Source organism: Variovorax paradoxus (assembly GCF_030811855.1).
Lineage (GTDB): Bacteria > Pseudomonadota > Gammaproteobacteria > Burkholderiales > Burkholderiaceae_C > Variovorax > Variovorax paradoxus_L.
In genome coordinates, this window is sequence record NZ_JAUSRN010000002.1 from 102,752 (window position 1) to 120,421 (window position 17,670).

The window sequence follows — 17,670 nt, forward strand, 5'->3', positions numbered from 1 at the left end:
CCGCGTGAAGACTTACACCGCCACGCGCGAGCGGCTGTCGCGGCATGATGCTGCCAACCGCAATTGTCAGCCCATGCACACCGCCGAACCCAACCCTCGACCGCACTTTCCTTCGTGGTGGCGCCTTGGCGCGATTGCCTACACGGCCATGGGCGTGGTGTGCGTCGCGTCATCCGCGGCTTTTCCCGAGAGCGAGGCCGCCATGCTGGCGGCCATCGCGGGGGCTTTGCCATGGTCGCTGGCGCTGCTGACGCTCGATCTGACGCCGGGCGTCGCGCAAACTGCACTCATCCTGCTTGCGGGAGGTTGGGCTTTCAATGCGGCGCTTCTCTGGTGGCTGGCGCGCCGGCGCACCACGCTCCGGTCATCGTCGAGGGGCGACTGACGGGCTCTCCTGCGCTCACGGAGCCTCCGCGAACTGGCATCCGAATGCCTTCGGTGCGATCATTTCCCCTGTTCGATTTCTTGGCCTCGCCAACGAACGCGACCCACCCTGCCCCTCCGAAAGCCTCTTCATGCTTCCAGATACGCACGTCAACACACCGCTGATCGGCCTTGCAGGTGGTCGGCAGTCGCTCGATACACCCGCGCTCCTGCTCGACCTTGGCGCGCTGACGCGCAACATCGAGCGCATGGCCGCCTTTGCCAAGGCACGGGGTGTCGGCCTCAGGCCGCACGTCAAGACCCACAAGTCGGTGCAGATTGCGCGGCGCCAGGTGGCCGCGGGCGCGGTCGGCGTGAGCTGCGTCACGCTGGGCGAGGCGGAGGTGATGGTCAAGGCCGGCATTCCGGGGGTACTGATCACCTCGCCTGCCGTCACTCCGAGCAAGATCGCGCGGGTGGTCAAGCTGGCCAGGCTCGCGGGCCCCGGCGGAATGATGGTGGTGGTGGACGATCCGCGCAACGCGGCTGACCTTGCAGAAGCCACGCTCGGCCTGCCGCACCCGCTCGAGGTGCTGGTCGACTACGGCGCCGGCTACAACCGCACCGGCGCTGCCAGCGAGGCGCAGGTGCTCGAACTCGCACGGCTCATTGCAGCCGAGCCGCGCCTGAAGCTGCGCGGCCTGCAGGCCTATGCCGGCAATCTGCAGCACGTACCCGACCGGCAACAGCGCAGTGCCGCGGCAGCCAGCCTGCGCGAAACCATTGCGCGCATCGTGGCCGAGGCCAAACGCGGCGGCATTCATTTCGAGATCGTCACGGGCGCGGGCACCGGCACCCATGACCTCGATGCAGGACGCGACGCATTCACCGAACTGCAGGCCGGCTCCTATGTCTTCATGGACGCCGAATATTCCCAAGTGCTCGCCGGCCCGGGGCAGTCTTCGCCCTTCGAGGTGTCACTGTTCGTGCAAACCGCGGTGGTCAGCACCCATGCGGCCGACTGGGTCACGGTCGACGGCGGCACCAAGTGCTTTGCAACCGACAGCGGCGTTCCGCTGGTGGCGCGCGGCGCCGATCTGGCGAGCCGTTATGCATTCTTCGGCGATGAACATGGCAAGCTGCTGTTTGCCGGGGAGCGTCCTGCCCTCGGCGAACGCATCGAGTTCGTCACGCCGCACTGCGACCCGACCGTCAATTTGCATGACGCCTATCACGTGGTGGACGGCGACACGCTGATCGCGATTTGGCCGGTGGACGCCCGCGGCAGGCATTGAGCTGCAGCGGCCGACGGAGCAGCGGCTCCTCAGCCGCGAGGCAATGCCGCAAGAAAGGTGGACACGACGATGGCGGCGGCACGGTCCAGCTGAAGAACATCGGCCACATCGAAAGAGTGCGGCACGGTGCGTCCGCTCGTCCCTAGCGGCTTGCGCACCTCGACAAGAACTTCGCTCGCAAGCTCACGGTCGCTGCGCGGGCCTCCGCCAGGGTGCATGACCCACGCATCGATCTGGTCCACCGGGATGCTGCGAAAGACCCCGACGATAGGGACGTACTTGTACCGATCCTCGGCCACTGGGACGGGCACACTGAAGTTGCAGAAAAACGTGGTCGACATGCAGAAGCGCCGTCGCAGTCAAAAAGAAATAATTGTTAGGGAATGTGACAAGTCGCGCCACCCCCCGCCTCCCTTTAATTGACGCCAGACGTGACCTTCATCACACAACGACGGCTCTTTCTGTCGTTAAGTACACGTTTTTGAAATAAAGCCCCCCGGACGGGGGCCCGCGCTCAGGCCGGCGGGTCGAACCGTGGCGGGCGCCGCTCGATGTTGGCTTGCACCGCTTCGACCTGGTTGCGGCTCCCGATCAGAGCCTGCTGCTCCACCGATTCGGCGATCAGCAGATCGCGCGCCCCGTGCGACAGCGCCGCGTTGAGAAGGCGTTTGCCGGCGCGCATGGCGTCGGGACTCTTGGCGGCGATGTCGTGTGCCAACCGAAGCGCTTCCGCGAACGGATCGGCGGCCAGCCGGGTGGCAAAGCCAAGCTGCAGTGCTTCCTCGCCCGAGAAGACGCGTCCCGTGAAGGTGAGTTCGCGCACCACGTCGCTGCGGGCGAGCTCGCGCATCAGCACCATGCCGCCCATGTCGGGCACCAGGCCCCACTTGATTTCCATCACCGACAGCTTGGTGTCGGGCGCGACGATGCGGATGTCTGCACCCAGCGCCACCTGAAGCCCGCCGCCGAAGGCCACGCCATGCACCGCGGCAATGACGGGCACCGGCACCTCGCGCCAGGCCATTGCGACGTACTGGGCCGCGTTCGAAATGCCGTGCGTGCGGGCCGACAGATCTGCGCCGCTTGCTGCCGCGCCCAGCACTGCACTGGCGGCGCCCTTGCCCATGCGCTCGAACGATGCCATGTCCAGGCCTGCGCAAAAGGCCTTGCCCTGGCCCGACATCACCACCGCGCGCACCGTGGCGTCGCCGCACAGTGCCTTGCCCGCGTCGATCAGCGCATCGAACATCGCGGGATCGAGCGCGTTCATCTTGTCGGCCCGTGCAAGCTGCAGTTCCACCACGCCGTCGGGGTGGCGGATCCATTCGATTCGTTCGGCCATTCGGTGTCTCCTTGGGTTTTCTTCGCGCCAGTATCGCCCCGCATGGCGCTCGGCGATGATGGCGGCTGTCGCCTACCCAACACCCTGACCCATGCCTCTGGACCGCCGCATCTTTCTGCAATCAGGCGCCGCCGCCGTGGTAGCGCTGCTTCACCGAAGTGGCGCGATCGCGTCGCCCGCCGCGGACGGCCAAGCCGTGCTCGGTTTCACCGGCGTGCCGGCGTCGCTGCGTGATGCCGTCGTGGTGCCGCCCGAATACGAGTGGCAGCTGCTCTACCCCTGGGGCACGCCGACCGGCATTGCGCGACAACCGATGCCGGCCTTTGCACCCGACGGCGGCAACAGCGCGGACGAGCAGGCGCTGCAGGCTGGCATGCATCACGATGGAATGCATTTCTTTCCGCTCGCGGCACCGGGCCGCGCGCTGCTCGTGATGAACCACGAGTACACGGACGAACAGCTGCTGCATTCCGACGGCGTCAAGGAATGGAACGCACAGAAGGTGCGCAAGTCGCTTCATGCCATGGGCGTCTCGGTCATCGAGGTCCAGTGGACGCGCGAAGGCTGGCGCCAGGTGCGGCCTTCAACTTATGCGCGTCGCGTGCACGGCCGCACGCCCATTCGCATTGCCGGTCCTGCGGCCGGCACTCCGCTGATGCGCACCGCCGCCAATCCGGCCGGCGACGAGGTGCTCGGCACCTTCGCCAACTGCGCCATGGGCGTCACGCCGTGGGGCACCTACCTGACCTGCGAAGAAAACTTTCATGGCTACTTCGGTGGCCCGAAGGAAACGGCGAAAGACATGACGCCCGCGCAGCGCCGCTACGGCACGGTGCCGGGCTCGCAATGGGTGGAGTATTGGCGCTTCGAAGAGCGCTTCGACCTGAGCCGTCATCCGAACGAAGCCCATCGCTTCGGATGGGTGGTGGAGATCGATCCGTTCGATCCCACGGCCAAGCCGATCAAGCGCACGGCGCTCGGCCGCAAGCGCCAGGAGAGCGCGACCTGCACGCTCGCCAAGGACGGACGCGTGGTGGTCTACATGGGCGACGACGCAAGATTCGAATACATCTACAAGTTCGTGAGCCATGGAAAGGTTTCGGCTGGAGGCAGTGCTGCGGCCAACGGGCGCCTGCTCGACGAAGGCACGCTCTTCGTGGCGTGCTTCGATGCCGATGGCCGCGGCCGCTGGCTCGAACTCGTGCATGGCCGCAACGGCATCGATGCGGGCAGCGGCTTCACCGACCAGGCCGAGGTGCTGATCCACGCCAGGCTGGCCGGCGACGTCGTGGGCGGCACCCGGATGGACCGGCCCGAGTGGATCGCGGTGCATCCGCAAACTGGCGAGGTGTACGTCACCCTCACCAACAACAGCCAGCGCGGCAACGCCGGCAAGCCCGCGCCCGATGCCGCCAACCCGCGTGCCGACAACCTCTTCGGCGGCATCCTGCGGTGGCGCGAGGACGACGCCGATGCGGGCAGCACGAGCTTCGCCTGGGAGCACTTCGCGCTGGCAGGCGACCCCGCGCAAGAGAACAGCGGCGCGCGATATCCGTCCGGCGATGCCGACATCTTCGGCAGCCCCGACGGCCTTCACTTCGACAGCGGCGGCCTGCTCTGGATCCAGACCGACATGAGCGGCCAGCTGATCGGCAAGCCGCCCTATGCATCGCTCGGCAACAACCAGATGCTCTGCGCGGACCCCGCGTCAGGCCGCATCAAGCGCTTCCTGACGGCGCCGAACGGTAGCGAGGTCACGGGTTGCGTGGTGACGCCGGACCGACGCACGCTGTTCGTCAACATCCAGCATCCGGGCGAGTCGCGCGACGATGGCAACGCCACACCGAACAGCGCATGGCCCGACGGCACGGCCCTTGGAAGCGCCCGCCCGCGCTCGGCCACGCTGGCCATACGCCGGCGAGACGGCGGGATCGTCGGCACCTGAAATTCATCACAACAAGAGAAGGAGACCGCACATGAGCATCCGCATCGTTCGCCTGGGCACGCCGCGCGCCAGCGGCGAGGGCCTTCGCATCGGCACCGTACGCCGCCCGCCGCGCGGAGTTCCCAAAACCGAGTTCGCCTCGCAGAACTGGTATGACGTGTGGTACCCCAATCTCGCACCTTCCGCTGAGACCATGAAGCTGGGCCAGGAAGCCGAAACGCCCGCGCAATGGAACGCCTTCATGCGCAAGTACAAGGCCGAGATGGCCGAAGCCGACGCGAGCCGAAGCCTCGACCTTCTGGCCGCCCTCTCGCACAGCACGGCCTTCTCGGTGGGCTGCTACTGCGAAGAAGAATCGCGCTGCCATCGCTCGCTGCTGCGCGGCCTGCTGGCCGAGCGCGGAGCGGACATCGCCACCTGAATCACACCTGCGGAAGCGCCATGAAGGCCGGCAGCTTTTCCGCATCGGCGGCAAAGGCGGCGAGCGACGGGTAATCGGCCGGCGCGATGACGTCGGGAATCACCAGTTGTGTGAAGCTCCAAGCCACGGCGCCCGTCAGCGCGGCCTGCCCCATGGAGGCTTCACCAGCCACCGCGGGCAGTTTCCGTATTTCGGCCTCAAGCCCCGCATACGCGGCGGCCAGTTGGTTGCGCACCCTGTCGACCCACGGGGCATGCTGCTTTTCGAGTGGGCGCAGCTTGCGCTCGTAGACGATCTGGACCGTCTTCTCGCACGCTGCGAGCGCGAGCCCCAGCACCCGGAGCGCATGCTGCCGCTCATTGGCGTCCGAGGGCATGAGGCTGCGGCCGGCGATTGTTTCCGCGTAATCGATGATGAGCGTGGAATCCATCAGCAGCGTGCCGTCGTCGCACACCAGCGTCGGCGCCTTGACGACAGGATTGATGGCCTGGAACTGTTCGAAGGTGCTGAAGACCGAGACCGAGCGGTGTTCGAACGGAAGGCCCAAGAGGCGCAGCGAAATGGCCACGCGGCGCACATAGGGCGAGTCGAGCATGCCGACGAGTTGCATCTTCTTTTCTCCTGAATTTTTGTCGAGGCGCAACGATACCCTGTGGTCCCACTGCGCTCGTCAGCGCTGCGCCTTGTCCTTCTGGTTCTGCGCCTCGATGCGCTCGCGCGCGGCGTGCCAGTCGTCGTCACTCCACTGGCGCAGCTCGTAGAAGTTGCCGCCCGTGGCCAGCGCATTGCCGCCATCCATCATGATGCTCTGGCCTGTGAGCCAGTCGCACTGCCCAGGCGCCATGAGAAAGGCTGCCAGGTTCTGCAGTTCACTCATGCGGCCGGTGCGTGCCATCGGGTTGGTCTTCTTGCTGCGCGCGCCGGGCTCCTCGCCGGGATTCAGCCGCTTGCTCATGCCCTCGGTCGGAATCTCGCCTGGCCCGACGGCATTCAGGCGAATGCCGTGGCGCGCCCATTCCACCGCCAGCGACTTTGTCATGACCTCGATGCCGGCCTTGCTCATGGCCGAAGGGACCACGTAGGGGCTACCGTTGTCGACCCATGTGACGATGATGCTCATCACGCTGCGCAAGGCATCGCCCTCCTTCCATTTGCCGGCCTTGGCCTCGGCCACCCAGCGCTTGCCGACAGCCTGCGTGACGTAGAAGCTGCCGTGAAAGACGATGTTCGCAATGGCATCGAAAGCGCGCGGAGACAGGCTCTCGGTCGGCGCCACGAAGTTGCCCGCCGCATTGTTGACGAGCCCCGTGAGCCCGCCACTCTGGAACAGGCTTTCCACCATTTCGTCGACGTTCTGCGCATTGCGGATGTCGACGCCGAATGTGTCGATGCGGCGCTCTGGAAACTGCTGCCGCCACTCGGCCGCGGTTTCGTCGCAGACCGATTGGCGCCGGCCGCAGATGGCCACGTCGGCACCCAGGCCCAGAAAGCGCTCGGCCATGGCCCGGCCGAGGCCAGTGCCGCCGCCGGTCACGAGAATGCGCTGGCCGCTCATGAGGGACGCTTCAAACATGGTGGTCTCCTTGGTCGTCGTTGCAACAGCGGCAGGAGGCGGTCTGCCGTGGCACATGCTACGCCGCAGCGGCTGCCATGGCTTGCGAAATCTGGCTCCCCCGCCAAGGTGAAAATGGCTGTAGCCCTGTACTCTGGAACTATGCCCATGCCAAGTCCCGCTGCCTCCTCTTTCCAGCCGCTCGCGGGCGTCCGCGTCTTGAGCCTGGCGCTCAACCTTCCCGGCCCCGCCGCCCTGTTGCGCTGCCGCGGAATGGGCGCCACCTGCGTGAAGCTCGAGCCGCCCGCCGGCGACCCGATGGCGCTGTACAACAAGGCCGCGTATGCCGCCATGCACGAAGGCATTGCCGTTCAGGCTGCCGACCTCAAGACCGACGCCGGGCAGGCACAACTGCACGCCGAACTCGCCCGGACCGACGTGCTTTTGACTTCCTTCCGGCCCTCCGCCCTCGGCAAGCTGAAGCTGGACTGGGCCTCGCTCCAGTCGCGTCATCCGTCGCTGTGCCAAGTCGCGATCGTCGGCGCACCCGGTGCGCGCGCCGAAGAACCAGGGCACGACCTGACCTATGTCGCCGAAAGCGGACTCGTCACCGGCACCGAGCTGCCTCCAACGCTGTACGCGGACATGGGCGGCGCGCTGCTCGCAGCGGGAGCGGTGCTGCAAGCCACCCTGCACGCGCGTTCGGCAGCGGGCGCAAAAGGCATCTACCTCGAAGTGGCGCTCAATGCCTCGGCAGACTGGCTGGCGCTGCCGCGCACCTGGGGACTTACCCGGCCCGAAGGCGCAGTGGGCGGGGCGCACGCGGGCTACCGCGTCTATCCCTGCGCCGACGGGCGCGTGGCCGTTGCGGCGCTGGAGCCGCACTTTGCGGCCCGTCTCTGCGAAGCCGCTGGCGTGGCGCCGCCCGACATGTTCGCCACGGCCACGCGGGAGGGCATTGCCGCGTGGTTTCGCACCCGCACGCGCGCCGAGCTCGACGCCATGGCGCGCGAACGCGATGTGCCGCTGCTCACCCTGGCCGACTGAGTCTCAACGCTTCGTGCCGTCGCGCTGCCGGTCCTCTCGCTTGAGCGCCAGGTAGGTGTCCAGATCGACCTCGTGCAGCTGCCGCGGATACTGCTCGGCGGCTGCAAACCAGGCACGCTCGCGCCGCTCGGAGGGTGCGCCGACCCCTGACAAGAGGTAGGCGTCCAGAGTGAGAAAGTAGCGCATGGCATTGCGCTCCACCAGCCCGCGCAGGCCGCGGATGTACTCGGGCTGGCCGTCCGCGCCTTTGCCCTCCACGGTGAAGCCCACCTTGTCGCGGCCGAAGGTGGCAAGGTAGGCCTGCGTGGCCATGCGAACCATCATGTTGTGGTCGTAGCTGTAGCTGAAGTGCAGGAAGCTCCTTCGATCGTCGAGCGCCACCGCTTCGAGCGTGACACGGTAGTTGCTGGTGCCCAGCGGCCCGCTGGCCGCGTTCATCTCGACCGACAGGTACTCCGGCGTTGCACTGGCCACTCGATAGACGAAAGGCAACTCAAAGGCCTGCTCCACCGGCTTGTCGTAGCGCCGCACGACGAACAGCGTCAGCATGTCCTGCCCTTGCGACGTGCTGCCCGCGCGGCAGCGGCGGTTGTTGATGTGAAGCGCGAGCAGTTCGCACCATTGAGTCGATTGCTTGAGTGCGGCGCTTATCTCAGGCAGCGGATGGTCCACTACCGCATGGATGTCGCCCTGCAGCCCGCTCGGCGTCTCTTGCGAATCGAGCTGGATCGGCCGCCCGAAGCTGCTGCGCGCGAGCTTGCCGCTCATGCGCTGATGCGTGGCGCGCAAGGCGTCGGCGGCGGCGGACGCAGAAGCGGAATTGCCCCCTGGCTCGGATGGCAACGCCGCAGCATGGGCCGAAGCCGCGAACAGAACAGCCCCCGCCAAGGTGCGCAACCATGATGCCGGCAGAAAAACGGGACTGCTCATAGGTCCACACCATACAACGAGTGGTCTCCAGCGCCACTCAGCGCCTCGTTTGACCATTCTTGCGCGCCGCATGGAAAGCCAGGCACCCCAGCGACAAGGGAGAATCGGATGCATGTGCCCCACCCCTGCTCGCCACCGACCATGAAGCGCCAAGGCCGACTCGTACGCTGGGAGGCCGAGCGCGGCTTCGGCTTCATCCGCAGTCCGGACGTGTCGGCCGACGTGTTCGTGCACCTGCGCGACTTCAGCGACCGGCAGCTGAACCCACAGGTCGGCATGGAACTGAGCTTCGAAGAGATCCACGTCGGGGGCAAGGGACCACGCGCCGTGGCCGTGCAGGCAACGTCGGCCGGCGCCTCGCGAGCGCCACCACCGAACCGTGCGCCGATCGGCAGCAATCGCCGTCCTGCACCTCGCGCACCTCTCGCACCAACGCGTCGCGCGAGTGCGCCAGAATCACCTGCTTCGTGGGGCGTTCTTTTTATCCTGGCCTACGGTGTGTTGCTTGGCGCAGCCGTCTGGTCGGGCCGCTTGTCACCGCTGGCGCTCGGTGTCGTTCCAGCGTTGAGCCTGCTGACCTTCTGCGCCTATGCGCTAGACAAGAACGCGGCCCAGACGGGCCGCTGGCGCACGAAGGAGAACACCCTGCACCTTTTCGCGCTGACGGGTGGCTGGCCAGGAGCCTGGGCCGCGCAAAGGCTGTTGCGCCACAAGTCAAGCAAGCAGAGCTTCCTGACCGTGTATCGCGTCACGGTCGCAGTTCACTGCGCCGCAGTGCTGGCCTGGGTTTTCTGGCTGGCGGGTGCTTGGCCGGCGCTCTGGCGTTAGGCTCCTCCCCTCTTTACAAGGAACCTCCATGCCATTCGTTCGAATCGAACTGTCGGATGCGTCGCCGGAAACGCTCGGTCCCGCCATTGGCGACGTGATCTACCAGGTAATGACCGAGACCATCAATGTGCCGAAGGACGACAAGTTCCAGGTCATCACGCGACATGCCGCACAAGACCTCGTCCATCCGAAGAGCTATCTCGGGGTCGAATATTCATCGGGGTTCGTGTTGATTCAGATCACGCTGAACCAGGGTCGCACGATCGAGATGAAAAAGGCGTTCTACAAGCGCCTGGCCGACGACCTGAACCAGAAGCTGGGCATCCGCCGCGAGGACGTCTTCATCAACCTTGTCGAGGTGATGAAGGAGAACTGGTCGTTCGGGAACGGCGAGATGCAGTACGCGACCTAGCGCTTGCCCGCCGCGCCCCGCTCAGCGCACCTTGCGTGAAGGCTTGCCAATCGGCTTGCTGCCGTTGTCACGCGGCGGCAGGCCAGTGTGCTGCGTGAGGATGCGGCCCTTGGAAGGCTTGACCGGCGCCAGCCTGACCGGGGCCGATGCCTTGGCCTTCGTCGCGACAGCAGGCGCGGTGGTCGAGTTCTTGCGCCGCGCGCTGGTGTAGCCGCCATCGGTCAGCGGCTGCCAGGTCGGAATGAGGTGGTGCTTGCCGTTGCCGATCAGGTCTGCGCGGCCCATGCTCTTCAGCGCTTCTCGAAGCAGCGGCCAGTTGTTGGCGTCGTGGTAGCGCAGGAACGCCTTGTGCAGCCGGCGGCGCTTGTCGCCGCGCACGATGTCCACCGTCTCGCTGTCGCGCGTGATCTTGCGCAGCGGGTTCTTGTTGGTGTGGTACATCGTCGTGGCCGTGGCCATCGGACTCGGATAGAACGTTTGCACCTGGTCGGCGCGGAAGCCGTTCTTCTTGAGCCAGATCGCGAGGTTCATCATGTCCTCGTCGCTGGTGCCCGGATGCGCGGCAATGAAGTACGGAATGAGGTACTGCTTCTTGCCCGCCTCGGCCGAGAACTTCTCGAACATCTGCTTGAACTTGTCGTAGCTGCCGATGCCGGGCTTCATCATCTTGGTGAGCGGGCCCTGCTCGGTGTGCTCAGGAGCGATCTTCAGGTAGCCGCCCACGTGGTGCTGCACCAGCTCCTTCACGTATTCCGGCGACTGCACGGCCAGGTCGTAGCGCAGGCCCGAGCCGATCAGAATCTTCTTGATGCCCCGCAGCGCACGCGCGCGGCGGTAGATCTTGATGAGGGGATCGTGATTAGTGCCCAGGTTCTGACAAATGCCCGGGTACACGCAGCTGGGCTTGCGGCAGGCGGCCTCGATCTCGGCGCTCTTGCAGCCGAGGCGGTACATGTTGGCCGTGGGGCCGCCCAGGTCGGAGATGGTGCCGGTGAAGCCGCTCACGCTGTCGCGGATGGCCTCGACCTCCTTGATGATCGATTCTTCCGAGCGGCTCTGGATGATGCGGCCCTCGTGCTCGGTAATGGAGCAGAAGGTGCAGCCGCCGAAGCAGCCGCGCATGATGTTCACGCTGAAGCGGATCATTTCCCACGCGGGGATCTTGGTGGCGCCGTCGTGGCTGCCGTTTTCGTCGGCATAGCGCGGATGCGGGCTGCGTGCGTACGGCAGGTCGAACACGTAGTCCATCTCGGCCGTGGTGAGCGGAATAGGCGGCGGGTTGATCCATACGTCGCGTGCCGTGGTGCCCTCGCCGTGCGCCTGCACCAGCGCGCGGGCGTTGCCGGGGTTGGTCTCCAGGTGCAGCACGCGGTTGGCGTGGGCGTAGAGCACCGGATCGGCGCGCACTTGTTCGTATGAAGGCAGGCGAATCACGCTGCGGTCGCGCGGCGGCACCTTGATCTTGGCGCGCTGCTGGAGCGCAGGGTTCGGCACGAAGGTCAGCGGCTTGATGGCCGGGTTCACGGCGCTCATTGCGGCGCCCGCTTCGGCGGCTTGCGCCACGGCCTGGGCCTCGTCTTCCTTCGCACACGTGGCGCCGTTGGCCTTGGCCTGCTCCGACACCATGAGGTACGGATTGACGTGGGCCTCGACGCGGCCAGGCTCGTCCACGCTGGTGGAGTTGATCTCGAACCACTCTTCGGGCGTGTCGCGCCGCACGAACGCGGTGCCGCGCACGTCGGTAATTTCGTGCACCGGCTCGCGGGCTGCCAGCCGATGGGCGATTTCGACGATTGCGCGCTCGGCGTTGCCGTACAGCAGCAGGTCGCACTTCGAATCGACCACGATCGAGCGGCGGACCTTGTCCGACCAGTAGTCGTAATGGGCAATGCGGCGCAGCGACCCTTCGATGCCGCCGAGGATGATCGGCACGTCGTTCCAGGCTTCCTTGCAGCGCTGCGAATAGACGATGGCCGCGCGGTCGGGCCGAGCGCCGCCGACGTCGCCGGGGGTGTAGGCGTCGTCGCTGCGAATCTTGCGGTCCGCGGTGTAGCGGTTGATCATCGAATCCATGTTCCCGGCGGTCACGCCGAAGAACAGGTTCGGCTTGCCCAGCACCTTGAACGGGTCGGCGCTCTGCCAGTCAGGCTGCGCAATGATGCCGACGCGAAAGCCCTGCGCCTCCAGCATGCGGCCGATCACGGCCATGCCGAAGCTCGGATGGTCGACGTAGGCGTCGCCCGTCACCACGATGATGTCGCAGCTGTCCCAGCCGAGCGCGTCCATTTCCTTGCGCGTGGTGGGCAAGAATTTGGCCGTGCCGAATCGGGCCGCCCAGTACTTGCGGTAGCTGGTTAGTGGCTTGGCGGCACGCGCAAAAAAGGAGACGTCGACGGGGGCGTTCATCAGTGGGGATTTGGGCGGCGCGGCTTGGCGGGCACGGCGCCGCAGTGGGCAACCCGCGATTTTAGGGTTTTCCACCACTTCTGTCGCGTCGGCGCTTGTTGACGCGACGATGGCAAGGCCTTTAAATAGTTGCCTCAGTCAATAATCAATATGACAACAGCAACCGTTTCCAGCAATCCGGCAACGCCACATCCTGCCGCAGTCAAGGCCATCCGTCGTTTCAACCGCTTCTATACCAGCCGAATCGGCGTGCTGGACCCGTACCTTAGCAGCGACATGTCGCTGACCGATGTCCGCGTGCTGTACGAGCTGGCTCACCGGAAAACGCCAGTGGCCAGCGAGATCGGGCGCGATCTGCGGCTCGACGCCGGCTACCTGAGCCGCATCCTGCGCCGCTTCGAGGCGGCGGGCTGGCTCGCGCGTGAGCCTCACGGCCGCGACGCGCGGCAAAGCGTGCTGCGGCTCACAGAAGCCGGCCACGCCGCGTTTGCGCCATTGCAACAAAAGTCGCGCGACGAGGCGGCGGCCCTGCTCTCCCCGCTGCCACCCGGCGACCGCCAGCAGGTGGTCGACGCCATGGCACGCATCGAGCGCCTGCTCGATCCGGCCTCCGCTCCCTCGGCGCGCACCCGCACTGTCGTTCTGCGCGATCCGGCTCCGGGCGACATGGGTTGGGTGGTGCAGCAGCACGGCGAGCTGTATGCGCGCGAGTACGGCTGGAACAGCGAGTTCGAGGCGCTGGTGGCCGACATCGTGGCCCAGTTCGTGCGCAAGTTTCAGCCGGCATGGGAGAAGTGCTGGATTGCCGAGCTCGACGGCGAACGCGTGGGCGCGATCTTCGTGGTGCGCAAATCGGCCACCACGGCGCAGTTGCGCCTGCTGCTGCTCGCGCCCGCGGCACGCGGCCTGGGCCTGGGTGCGCGCCTCACCGACGAATGCATTGCCTTCGCTCGCGCCAAGGGCTACCGAAAGATGGTGCTCTGGACCAACAGCTGCCTGGAGGCCGCCCGCGCCATCTACGCCAAGCGCGGCTTCAAGCTCGACAAGGCAGAGCCCTATGAGGGCTTCGGCCAGCAGCTCGTGGGCGAGACCTGGTCGCTCAAGCTGCGGTAGACGCGGCGCGCCGTCCCCTCTGCCACAGCTTCTTGAGCAAGGGGGCAAACCACACTAGCAGCACCACGACCGCCAAACTCGCGGCAATCGGCCGCGACACGAAGCCGGCCAGATTGCCGTCCGACTTGATCATGGAGGTGATGAAGTTTTCCTCGAGCATGCCGCCGAGCACCACGCCAAGGATGGCCGGGGCGATCGGAAAGTCGTTCTCCTCGAGCAGGTAGGCCACGATGCCGGCCACCAGCATCACACCCACGTCGAACAGCGAGTTGTTGATGGCGAACGCACCCACCACGCAGAACAGCAGGATGAGCGGCATCAGCACGTTGCGCGGCACCCGCAGGATGCGCTTGGACACCTTGATGCACAGGATGCCGAGTGGAATCATGATGATGTTGGCAATGATGAACAGCATGAACACCGCGTAGATGTTCTGCGGGTTCGTGGTGAACAGCGTCGGCCCTGGATTCAGGTTCTTCATGTAGAGCACGCCAATCACGATGGCGGTGATCGAGTCGCCCGGAATGCCGAACACCAGCGCCGGAATCCACGCGCCGGCCAGCGCGCTGTTATTGGCCGAGCCCGATTCGACGATGCCCTCGACATGGCCCGTGCCGAACTTCTCGGGCTCTTTCGAGAATTTCTTGCTCATGGCGTACGACATCCAGGCCGCGATGTCGGCGCCCGCGCCGGGCAAGGCGCCCACCGCCGTGCCCAGCACGCTGCCGCGCAATATCTGCACCGGATACTTCTTGGCCAGCGCCCATTGGCCCGCCAGCACCCGGCCCACTTTCTCGACCACGATCTCCCCGGGCGGCAGCGTGTCGACGGCGAAGCGGATCACCTCCGAGATGGCGAACATGCCGATCATCATCGGGATCATGCCGATGCCGCCGGTCATTTCGGCATTGCCGAACGTGAAGCGCGGAAACCCCGCCGGATTGCCCAGCCCCACACAGGCCACAAGCAAGCCGAGCAGCAGCGTGACGAGGCCCTTGAGCGGCCGGTCGGAGGTGATGAACACCGCGCAGGTCAGGCCCAGCAGCACGAGCCAGAAGTACTCGAAGGAACTGAAGTTGAGCGCAAAGTCAGCCAGCACCGGCGCTGCCACGATCAGCACCACGGTGCCGAAGAGCCCTCCCACTGCCGAGAACACCAGGCCCGCGCCCAGCGCGGTTTCGGCCATGCCCTTTCGCGTCATGGCGAACGCCTCGTCGGTGTAGGCCGCGGATGCGGGGGTGCCCGGAATGCGCAACAGGCAACCCGGGATGTCACCCGAGAAGATGGCCATGGCGGTGGACGTGACCATGGCCGCGATAGCGGGAATCGGCGGCATGAAGAAGGTTACCGGCACCAGCAGTGCCACCGCCATGGTGGCCGACAAGCCCGGTACCGCGCCAACGAACAGGCCATAGAGCGAAGCCAGCACCATCACGAGGATGGTGTAGGGCTCGAAGACCATCGAGAAAGCCTGCAAGAGTGCTGCCGACATGGGTGATGCTTTCCGGTTACCAGGCAATGGGCGTCAGAAGGCCCCAGGGAAGCGGCACGCGCAACAGCTTGTAGAACGCTGCATGGATGAGCAGCGTGGCAATCAAGGATATGAGCACCGCGCGACCCGGCGGCACGCGCATCGCAAGCATCAGTGCCAAGAGCGAGATGGCCGCGGTGGGCAGGAACCCGAGCCACTCGGAGGCGAACACGTAGAACAGCACCGCGCCTATGACCAGTGCGGCAGCCAGCATATGGCGCGGCGATGCGGCCCAGTCGCCGAGCCGCACCCAGGCCATGGCGTGCCGCTGCCGCCAACCCTTGACCAGAAGCATGGCGCCGCTCACGCACAGCCCCACCGCAATCAGTCCCGGAAACAGCGCTGGCCCCACCTGTTGGCCGGGCATGCCGGGATAGCCTCGCACTACGGCCAGCACGAGAGCGCCGAGCGCCAGCAGAATGAATCCGAAGACCGCGTCGTTGAACTTCATGGCGCTGTGCCTCCGGCACCTCCGCCCACGCCTTCCGCGGCACTCACTTGACGATACCCACGGCCTTCATCGTGGCGCCGAGTTCGGCATCGGACTTCGCCATGTACGTCGCAAAATCATCAGGTCCCGCGTAGATCACGCCAAAGCCGCGCGACGCCATGAAGTCGGTGTACTCCTTGCTGGCCACCACCTTCTTGAGCGCGGCCGCCAGCTTGTCGCGCACGTCGGCGGGCAGGCCCTTCGGCGCGACGATGCCGCGCCATGCCGCCATCGACCAGTCGCTGCCGATGGCTGCCTTGAGCGTGGGCACGTTGGGGTACAGCGCCGAAGGCTTGTCGCTCATGACAGCAAGGCTCTTGATCTTGCCGGCATCGATCAGCGAGCGCGCCTCGGGCAGCGAGACGGGCGCGATATCGACGCCACCCGCCACCACGTCCTGCAGGCCGGGTGCCGCGCCATTGCTGGGCACCCATGGCACTGCCGCGGGATCGATCTTCTGGTCGCGCAGAAGGCCCGCGATGGCCAGGTGCCAGATGCCGCCCTGCCCCGTGCCGGAAGCCTTCAATTTGCCGGGGCTTGCCTTGATGGCCGCCATCAGCTCGGCGACCGTCTTGTAGGGTGCGTCGGCGCGGACCTGGATGCCCGCCGGATCGAGGTTGGCAAGGCCGATCGGCGTGTACGAGGTGCTGTTCAGCGGTGTGAGGCCCTGCCAATGCATCATGCCAATCTCGACCGTCGCCATGCCGATGGTGTAGCCGTCCGGCGGTGCGGCGGCAATGGCCGCGTGGCCGACCACGCCATTGCCGCCGGTGCGGTTGACGACCGTGAATGGCTGGCCGAGTTCCTTTTCGAGCAGGCTCGCGATGATGCGGGCCGTGGCATCGGTGCCGCCGCCCGCACCCCACGGAACGATCAGCGTGACGGGCCGGCTCGGATACGCCTGGGCTGCCGCGGGAGCCGCCGCCGCAAACATTGCGAGCCCTGCCGCGACACCTGCGGCATGGGCCACGAAAGAGCGCCGTGAAAAGAAGCGGGCTGAAGGAACACGCATGGTCTTTGTCTCCTGGCGAAAGTCATTGGTATGACGATTGAAAGGCAAGAAAGGTTTTTCTCACAGTTCGCTTGCCAGAGACATTAGGGTGAACCATCGTGTCCCGCATGCAGCGGGCGCTATTTCGCTACTGCATGAACCAGCCGTGGCTCACCACCAGCGACTGGCCAGTGAGCGCATTGGTCGGGAAGGCCGCGAACAGCAACGCCACGCGGGCCACGTCGTCGGTGGTGGTGAATTCGCCATCGACCGTCTCCTTGAGCATCACGTTCTTGATGACTTGTTCCTCGGTAATGCCAAGCGTCTTCGCCTGCTCCGGAATCTGCTTCTCGACCAGCGGCGTGCGCACGAAGCCCGGGCAGATCACGTTGGCGCGCACGCCATGCTTCGCGCCTTCCTTGGCGACCGTCTTGGCCAGGCCGATGAGGCCGTGCTTGGCCGTGACGTAAGGCGCCTTCAGCAGCGAAGCTTCTTTCGAATGCACCGATCCCATGTAGATCACGCTGCCGCCGCGGCCCTGGGCATACATGTGCTTGAGGCAGGCCTTGGTTGTGAGAAAGGCACCGTCGAGGTGGATGGCGAGCATCTTCTTCCAGTCGGCAAAGCTGAACTCTTCGACCGGATGAACGATCTGCACGCCGGCATTGCTGATCAGGATGTCGATGCCGCCGTAAGCCTTGGCAGCTTCCTCGACCGAGGCATTGACCTGGTCTTCGCTGGTCACGTCCACGGCCACGCCGATCGCCTGCGCGCCCGTGGCTTGCAGTTCAGCCGCGGTGGCGTCGGCGGCCTGCTTGTTGAGGTCGGCGATGACGACCTTGGCCCCCTCGCGCGCAAACAGAATGGCAATTTCCTTGCCGATGCCGCTGGCCGAACCGGTGATGAACGCGACCTTGTCCTTGAGTTGCATGGTGAGTGTCCTTGAGGAATGGAAAGAAGTGAGAAAAGCGCGTTGCAAGAAGCGGGCTAGTACGGGCTCGCCC

At 65.8% G+C, this 17,670-nt stretch carries 18 protein-coding genes; 8 read left to right on the forward strand and 10 right to left on the reverse strand.

All coding sequences use genetic code 11. From position 1 onward, the window contains the following. The first annotated feature begins 4 nt into the window (after window positions 1-4). Both J2X92_RS05340 and J2X92_RS05345 read left to right on the forward strand, forming a co-directional pair. Window positions 5-385: a hypothetical protein gene (locus tag J2X92_RS05340; protein WP_307574020.1), complete on the forward strand. Its 381-nt coding sequence runs from the start codon at window positions 5-7 to the stop codon at window positions 383-385. Window positions 386-515: 130 nt separating this feature from the next. Further along, window positions 516-1,658 carry a DSD1 family PLP-dependent enzyme gene (locus tag J2X92_RS05345; RefSeq protein ID WP_307574022.1) on the forward strand — a complete coding sequence of 381 codons (1,143 nt, stop codon included), beginning with the start codon at window positions 516-518 and terminating at the stop codon, window positions 1,656-1,658. 29 nt (window positions 1,659-1,687) lie between these two features. Here J2X92_RS05345 and J2X92_RS05350 read toward each other — a convergent pair whose 3' ends face one another. Both J2X92_RS05350 and J2X92_RS05355 read right to left on the reverse strand, forming a co-directional pair. Continuing rightward, window positions 1,688-1,999: a hypothetical protein gene (locus J2X92_RS05350; protein WP_307574024.1), complete on the reverse strand. Its 312-nt coding sequence runs from the start codon at window positions 1,997-1,999 to the stop codon at window positions 1,688-1,690. Between the two features lie 173 nt (window positions 2,000-2,172). Further along, window positions 2,173-3,000 carry a crotonase/enoyl-CoA hydratase family protein gene (locus J2X92_RS05355; protein WP_307574025.1) on the reverse strand — a complete coding sequence of 276 codons (828 nt, stop codon included), beginning with the start codon at window positions 2,998-3,000 and terminating at the stop codon, window positions 2,173-2,175. Between the two features lie 91 nt (window positions 3,001-3,091). Here J2X92_RS05355 and J2X92_RS05360 point away from each other — a divergent pair, with 91 nt between their 5' ends. Both J2X92_RS05360 and J2X92_RS05365 read left to right on the forward strand, forming a co-directional pair. Next, window positions 3,092-4,945 (forward strand): PhoX family protein, encoded by a 1,854-nt coding sequence (locus J2X92_RS05360; RefSeq protein ID WP_307574026.1) that lies wholly within the window; start codon window positions 3,092-3,094, stop codon window positions 4,943-4,945. Window positions 4,946-4,976: 31 nt separating this feature from the next. Further along, window positions 4,977-5,366 carry a DUF488 domain-containing protein gene (locus tag J2X92_RS05365; RefSeq protein ID WP_307574028.1) on the forward strand — a complete coding sequence of 130 codons (390 nt, stop codon included), beginning with the start codon at window positions 4,977-4,979 and terminating at the stop codon, window positions 5,364-5,366. Between the two features lies 1 nt (window position 5,367). Here the strand turns inward: J2X92_RS05365 and J2X92_RS05370 are convergent, their stop codons facing one another. Continuing rightward, on the reverse strand, window positions 5,368-5,976 hold the full coding sequence (locus tag J2X92_RS05370; protein ID WP_307574029.1) for a glutathione S-transferase family protein: 609 nt from the start codon (window positions 5,974-5,976) through the stop codon (window positions 5,368-5,370). A gap of 60 nt (window positions 5,977-6,036) precedes the next feature. Next, the gene (locus tag J2X92_RS05375) at window positions 6,037-6,939 is read right to left on the reverse strand and encodes an SDR family oxidoreductase (protein WP_307574031.1); all 903 of its coding nucleotides are present in this window, start codon (window positions 6,937-6,939) and stop codon (window positions 6,037-6,039) included. Window positions 6,940-7,086: 147 nt separating this feature from the next. Between J2X92_RS05375 and J2X92_RS05380 the strand changes: the two genes are divergently transcribed. Next, entirely contained in the window at window positions 7,087-7,965 is an 879-nt protein-coding gene (locus tag J2X92_RS05380) for a CoA transferase (protein ID WP_307574032.1), read from the forward strand. 3 nt (window positions 7,966-7,968) lie between these two features. Here J2X92_RS05380 and J2X92_RS05385 read toward each other — a convergent pair whose 3' ends face one another. Beyond that, window positions 7,969-8,733 carry a hypothetical protein gene (locus J2X92_RS05385; protein ID WP_307574033.1) on the reverse strand — a complete coding sequence of 255 codons (765 nt, stop codon included), beginning with the start codon at window positions 8,731-8,733 and terminating at the stop codon, window positions 7,969-7,971. Between the two features lie 303 nt (window positions 8,734-9,036). Here J2X92_RS05385 and J2X92_RS05390 point away from each other — a divergent pair, with 303 nt between their 5' ends. Together J2X92_RS05390 and J2X92_RS05395 are read left to right on the forward strand one after the other, a co-directional pair. Next, window positions 9,037-9,723, forward strand: a complete 687-nt coding sequence (locus J2X92_RS05390) for a cold shock and DUF1294 domain-containing protein (RefSeq protein WP_307574034.1) — start codon at window positions 9,037-9,039, stop codon at window positions 9,721-9,723. A gap of 28 nt (window positions 9,724-9,751) precedes the next feature. Next, the gene (locus tag J2X92_RS05395) at window positions 9,752-10,135 is read left to right on the forward strand and encodes a tautomerase family protein (RefSeq protein WP_307574035.1); all 384 of its coding nucleotides are present in this window, start codon (window positions 9,752-9,754) and stop codon (window positions 10,133-10,135) included. Between the two features lie 21 nt (window positions 10,136-10,156). Here J2X92_RS05395 and J2X92_RS05400 read toward each other — a convergent pair whose 3' ends face one another. Then, a complete protein-coding gene (locus J2X92_RS05400; RefSeq protein ID WP_307574036.1) occupies window positions 10,157-12,541 on the reverse strand; it encodes a YgiQ family radical SAM protein in 2,385 nt (794 codons plus the stop codon). Window positions 12,542-12,691: 150 nt separating this feature from the next. On the opposite strand from J2X92_RS05400, the gene J2X92_RS05405 reads away from it, so the two are divergent. Next, entirely contained in the window at window positions 12,692-13,654 is a 963-nt protein-coding gene (locus J2X92_RS05405; protein WP_307574037.1) for a bifunctional helix-turn-helix transcriptional regulator/GNAT family N-acetyltransferase, read from the forward strand. Here J2X92_RS05405 and J2X92_RS05410 read toward each other — a convergent pair. The 4 genes from J2X92_RS05410 to J2X92_RS05425 form a co-directional block, all read right to left on the reverse strand. Further along, window positions 13,641-15,146, reverse strand: a complete 1,506-nt coding sequence (locus tag J2X92_RS05410; protein WP_307574038.1) for a tripartite tricarboxylate transporter permease — start codon at window positions 15,144-15,146, stop codon at window positions 13,641-13,643. The genes J2X92_RS05405 and J2X92_RS05410 overlap by 14 nt on opposite strands. Before the next feature lie 16 nt (window positions 15,147-15,162). Next, on the reverse strand, window positions 15,163-15,636 hold the full coding sequence (locus J2X92_RS05415; RefSeq protein ID WP_307574039.1) for a tripartite tricarboxylate transporter TctB family protein: 474 nt from the start codon (window positions 15,634-15,636) through the stop codon (window positions 15,163-15,165). Window positions 15,637-15,679: 43 nt separating this feature from the next. Next, window positions 15,680-16,687, reverse strand: a complete 1,008-nt coding sequence (locus J2X92_RS05420) for a tripartite tricarboxylate transporter substrate binding protein (protein ID WP_307574040.1) — start codon at window positions 16,685-16,687, stop codon at window positions 15,680-15,682. A gap of 127 nt (window positions 16,688-16,814) precedes the next feature. Then, window positions 16,815-17,597, reverse strand: coding sequence for a 3-hydroxybutyrate dehydrogenase (locus J2X92_RS05425; protein ID WP_307574041.1), 783 nt, complete (start codon window positions 17,595-17,597; stop codon window positions 16,815-16,817). Window positions 17,598-17,670 lie beyond the last annotated feature (73 nt).

Excerpts from the sequence above, each read along its gene's own strand:
- J2X92_RS05415 (WP_307574039.1), bottom strand. The coding sequence starts at position 15,636 with ATGAAGTTCAACGACGCGGTCTTCGGATTCATTCTGCTGGCGCTCGGC.
- J2X92_RS05390 (WP_307574034.1), top strand. The coding sequence starts at position 9,037 with ATGAAGCGCCAAGGCCGACTCGTACGCTGGGAGGCCGAGCGCGGCTTC.
- J2X92_RS05350 (WP_307574024.1), bottom strand. The coding sequence starts at position 1,999 with ATGTCGACCACGTTTTTCTGCAACTTCAGTGTGCCCGTCCCAGTGGCC.
- J2X92_RS05365 (WP_307574028.1), top strand. The coding sequence starts at position 4,977 with ATGAGCATCCGCATCGTTCGCCTGGGCACGCCGCGCGCCAGCGGCGAG.
- J2X92_RS05380 (WP_307574032.1), top strand. The coding sequence starts at position 7,087 with ATGCCAAGTCCCGCTGCCTCCTCTTTCCAGCCGCTCGCGGGCGTCCGC.
- J2X92_RS05360 (WP_307574026.1), top strand. The coding sequence starts at position 3,092 with ATGCCTCTGGACCGCCGCATCTTTCTGCAATCAGGCGCCGCCGCCGTG.
- J2X92_RS05405 (WP_307574037.1), top strand. The coding sequence starts at position 12,692 with ATGACAACAGCAACCGTTTCCAGCAATCCGGCAACGCCACATCCTGCC.
- J2X92_RS05385 (WP_307574033.1), bottom strand. The coding sequence starts at position 8,733 with ATGAGCGGCAAGCTCGCGCGCAGCAGCTTCGGGCGGCCGATCCAGCTC.
- J2X92_RS05355 (WP_307574025.1), bottom strand. The coding sequence starts at position 3,000 with ATGGCCGAACGAATCGAATGGATCCGCCACCCCGACGGCGTGGTGGAA.
- J2X92_RS05370 (WP_307574029.1), bottom strand. The coding sequence starts at position 5,976 with ATGCAACTCGTCGGCATGCTCGACTCGCCCTATGTGCGCCGCGTGGCC.
- J2X92_RS05400 (WP_307574036.1), bottom strand. The coding sequence starts at position 12,541 with ATGAACGCCCCCGTCGACGTCTCCTTTTTTGCGCGTGCCGCCAAGCCA.
- J2X92_RS05395 (WP_307574035.1), top strand. The coding sequence starts at position 9,752 with ATGCCATTCGTTCGAATCGAACTGTCGGATGCGTCGCCGGAAACGCTC.
- J2X92_RS05420 (WP_307574040.1), bottom strand. The coding sequence starts at position 16,687 with ATGCGTGTTCCTTCAGCCCGCTTCTTTTCACGGCGCTCTTTCGTGGCC.
- J2X92_RS05425 (WP_307574041.1), bottom strand. The coding sequence starts at position 17,597 with ATGCAACTCAAGGACAAGGTCGCGTTCATCACCGGTTCGGCCAGCGGC.
- J2X92_RS05345 (WP_307574022.1), top strand. The coding sequence starts at position 516 with ATGCTTCCAGATACGCACGTCAACACACCGCTGATCGGCCTTGCAGGT.
- J2X92_RS05375 (WP_307574031.1), bottom strand. The coding sequence starts at position 6,939 with ATGTTTGAAGCGTCCCTCATGAGCGGCCAGCGCATTCTCGTGACCGGC.
- J2X92_RS05410 (WP_307574038.1), bottom strand. The coding sequence starts at position 15,146 with ATGTCGGCAGCACTCTTGCAGGCTTTCTCGATGGTCTTCGAGCCCTAC.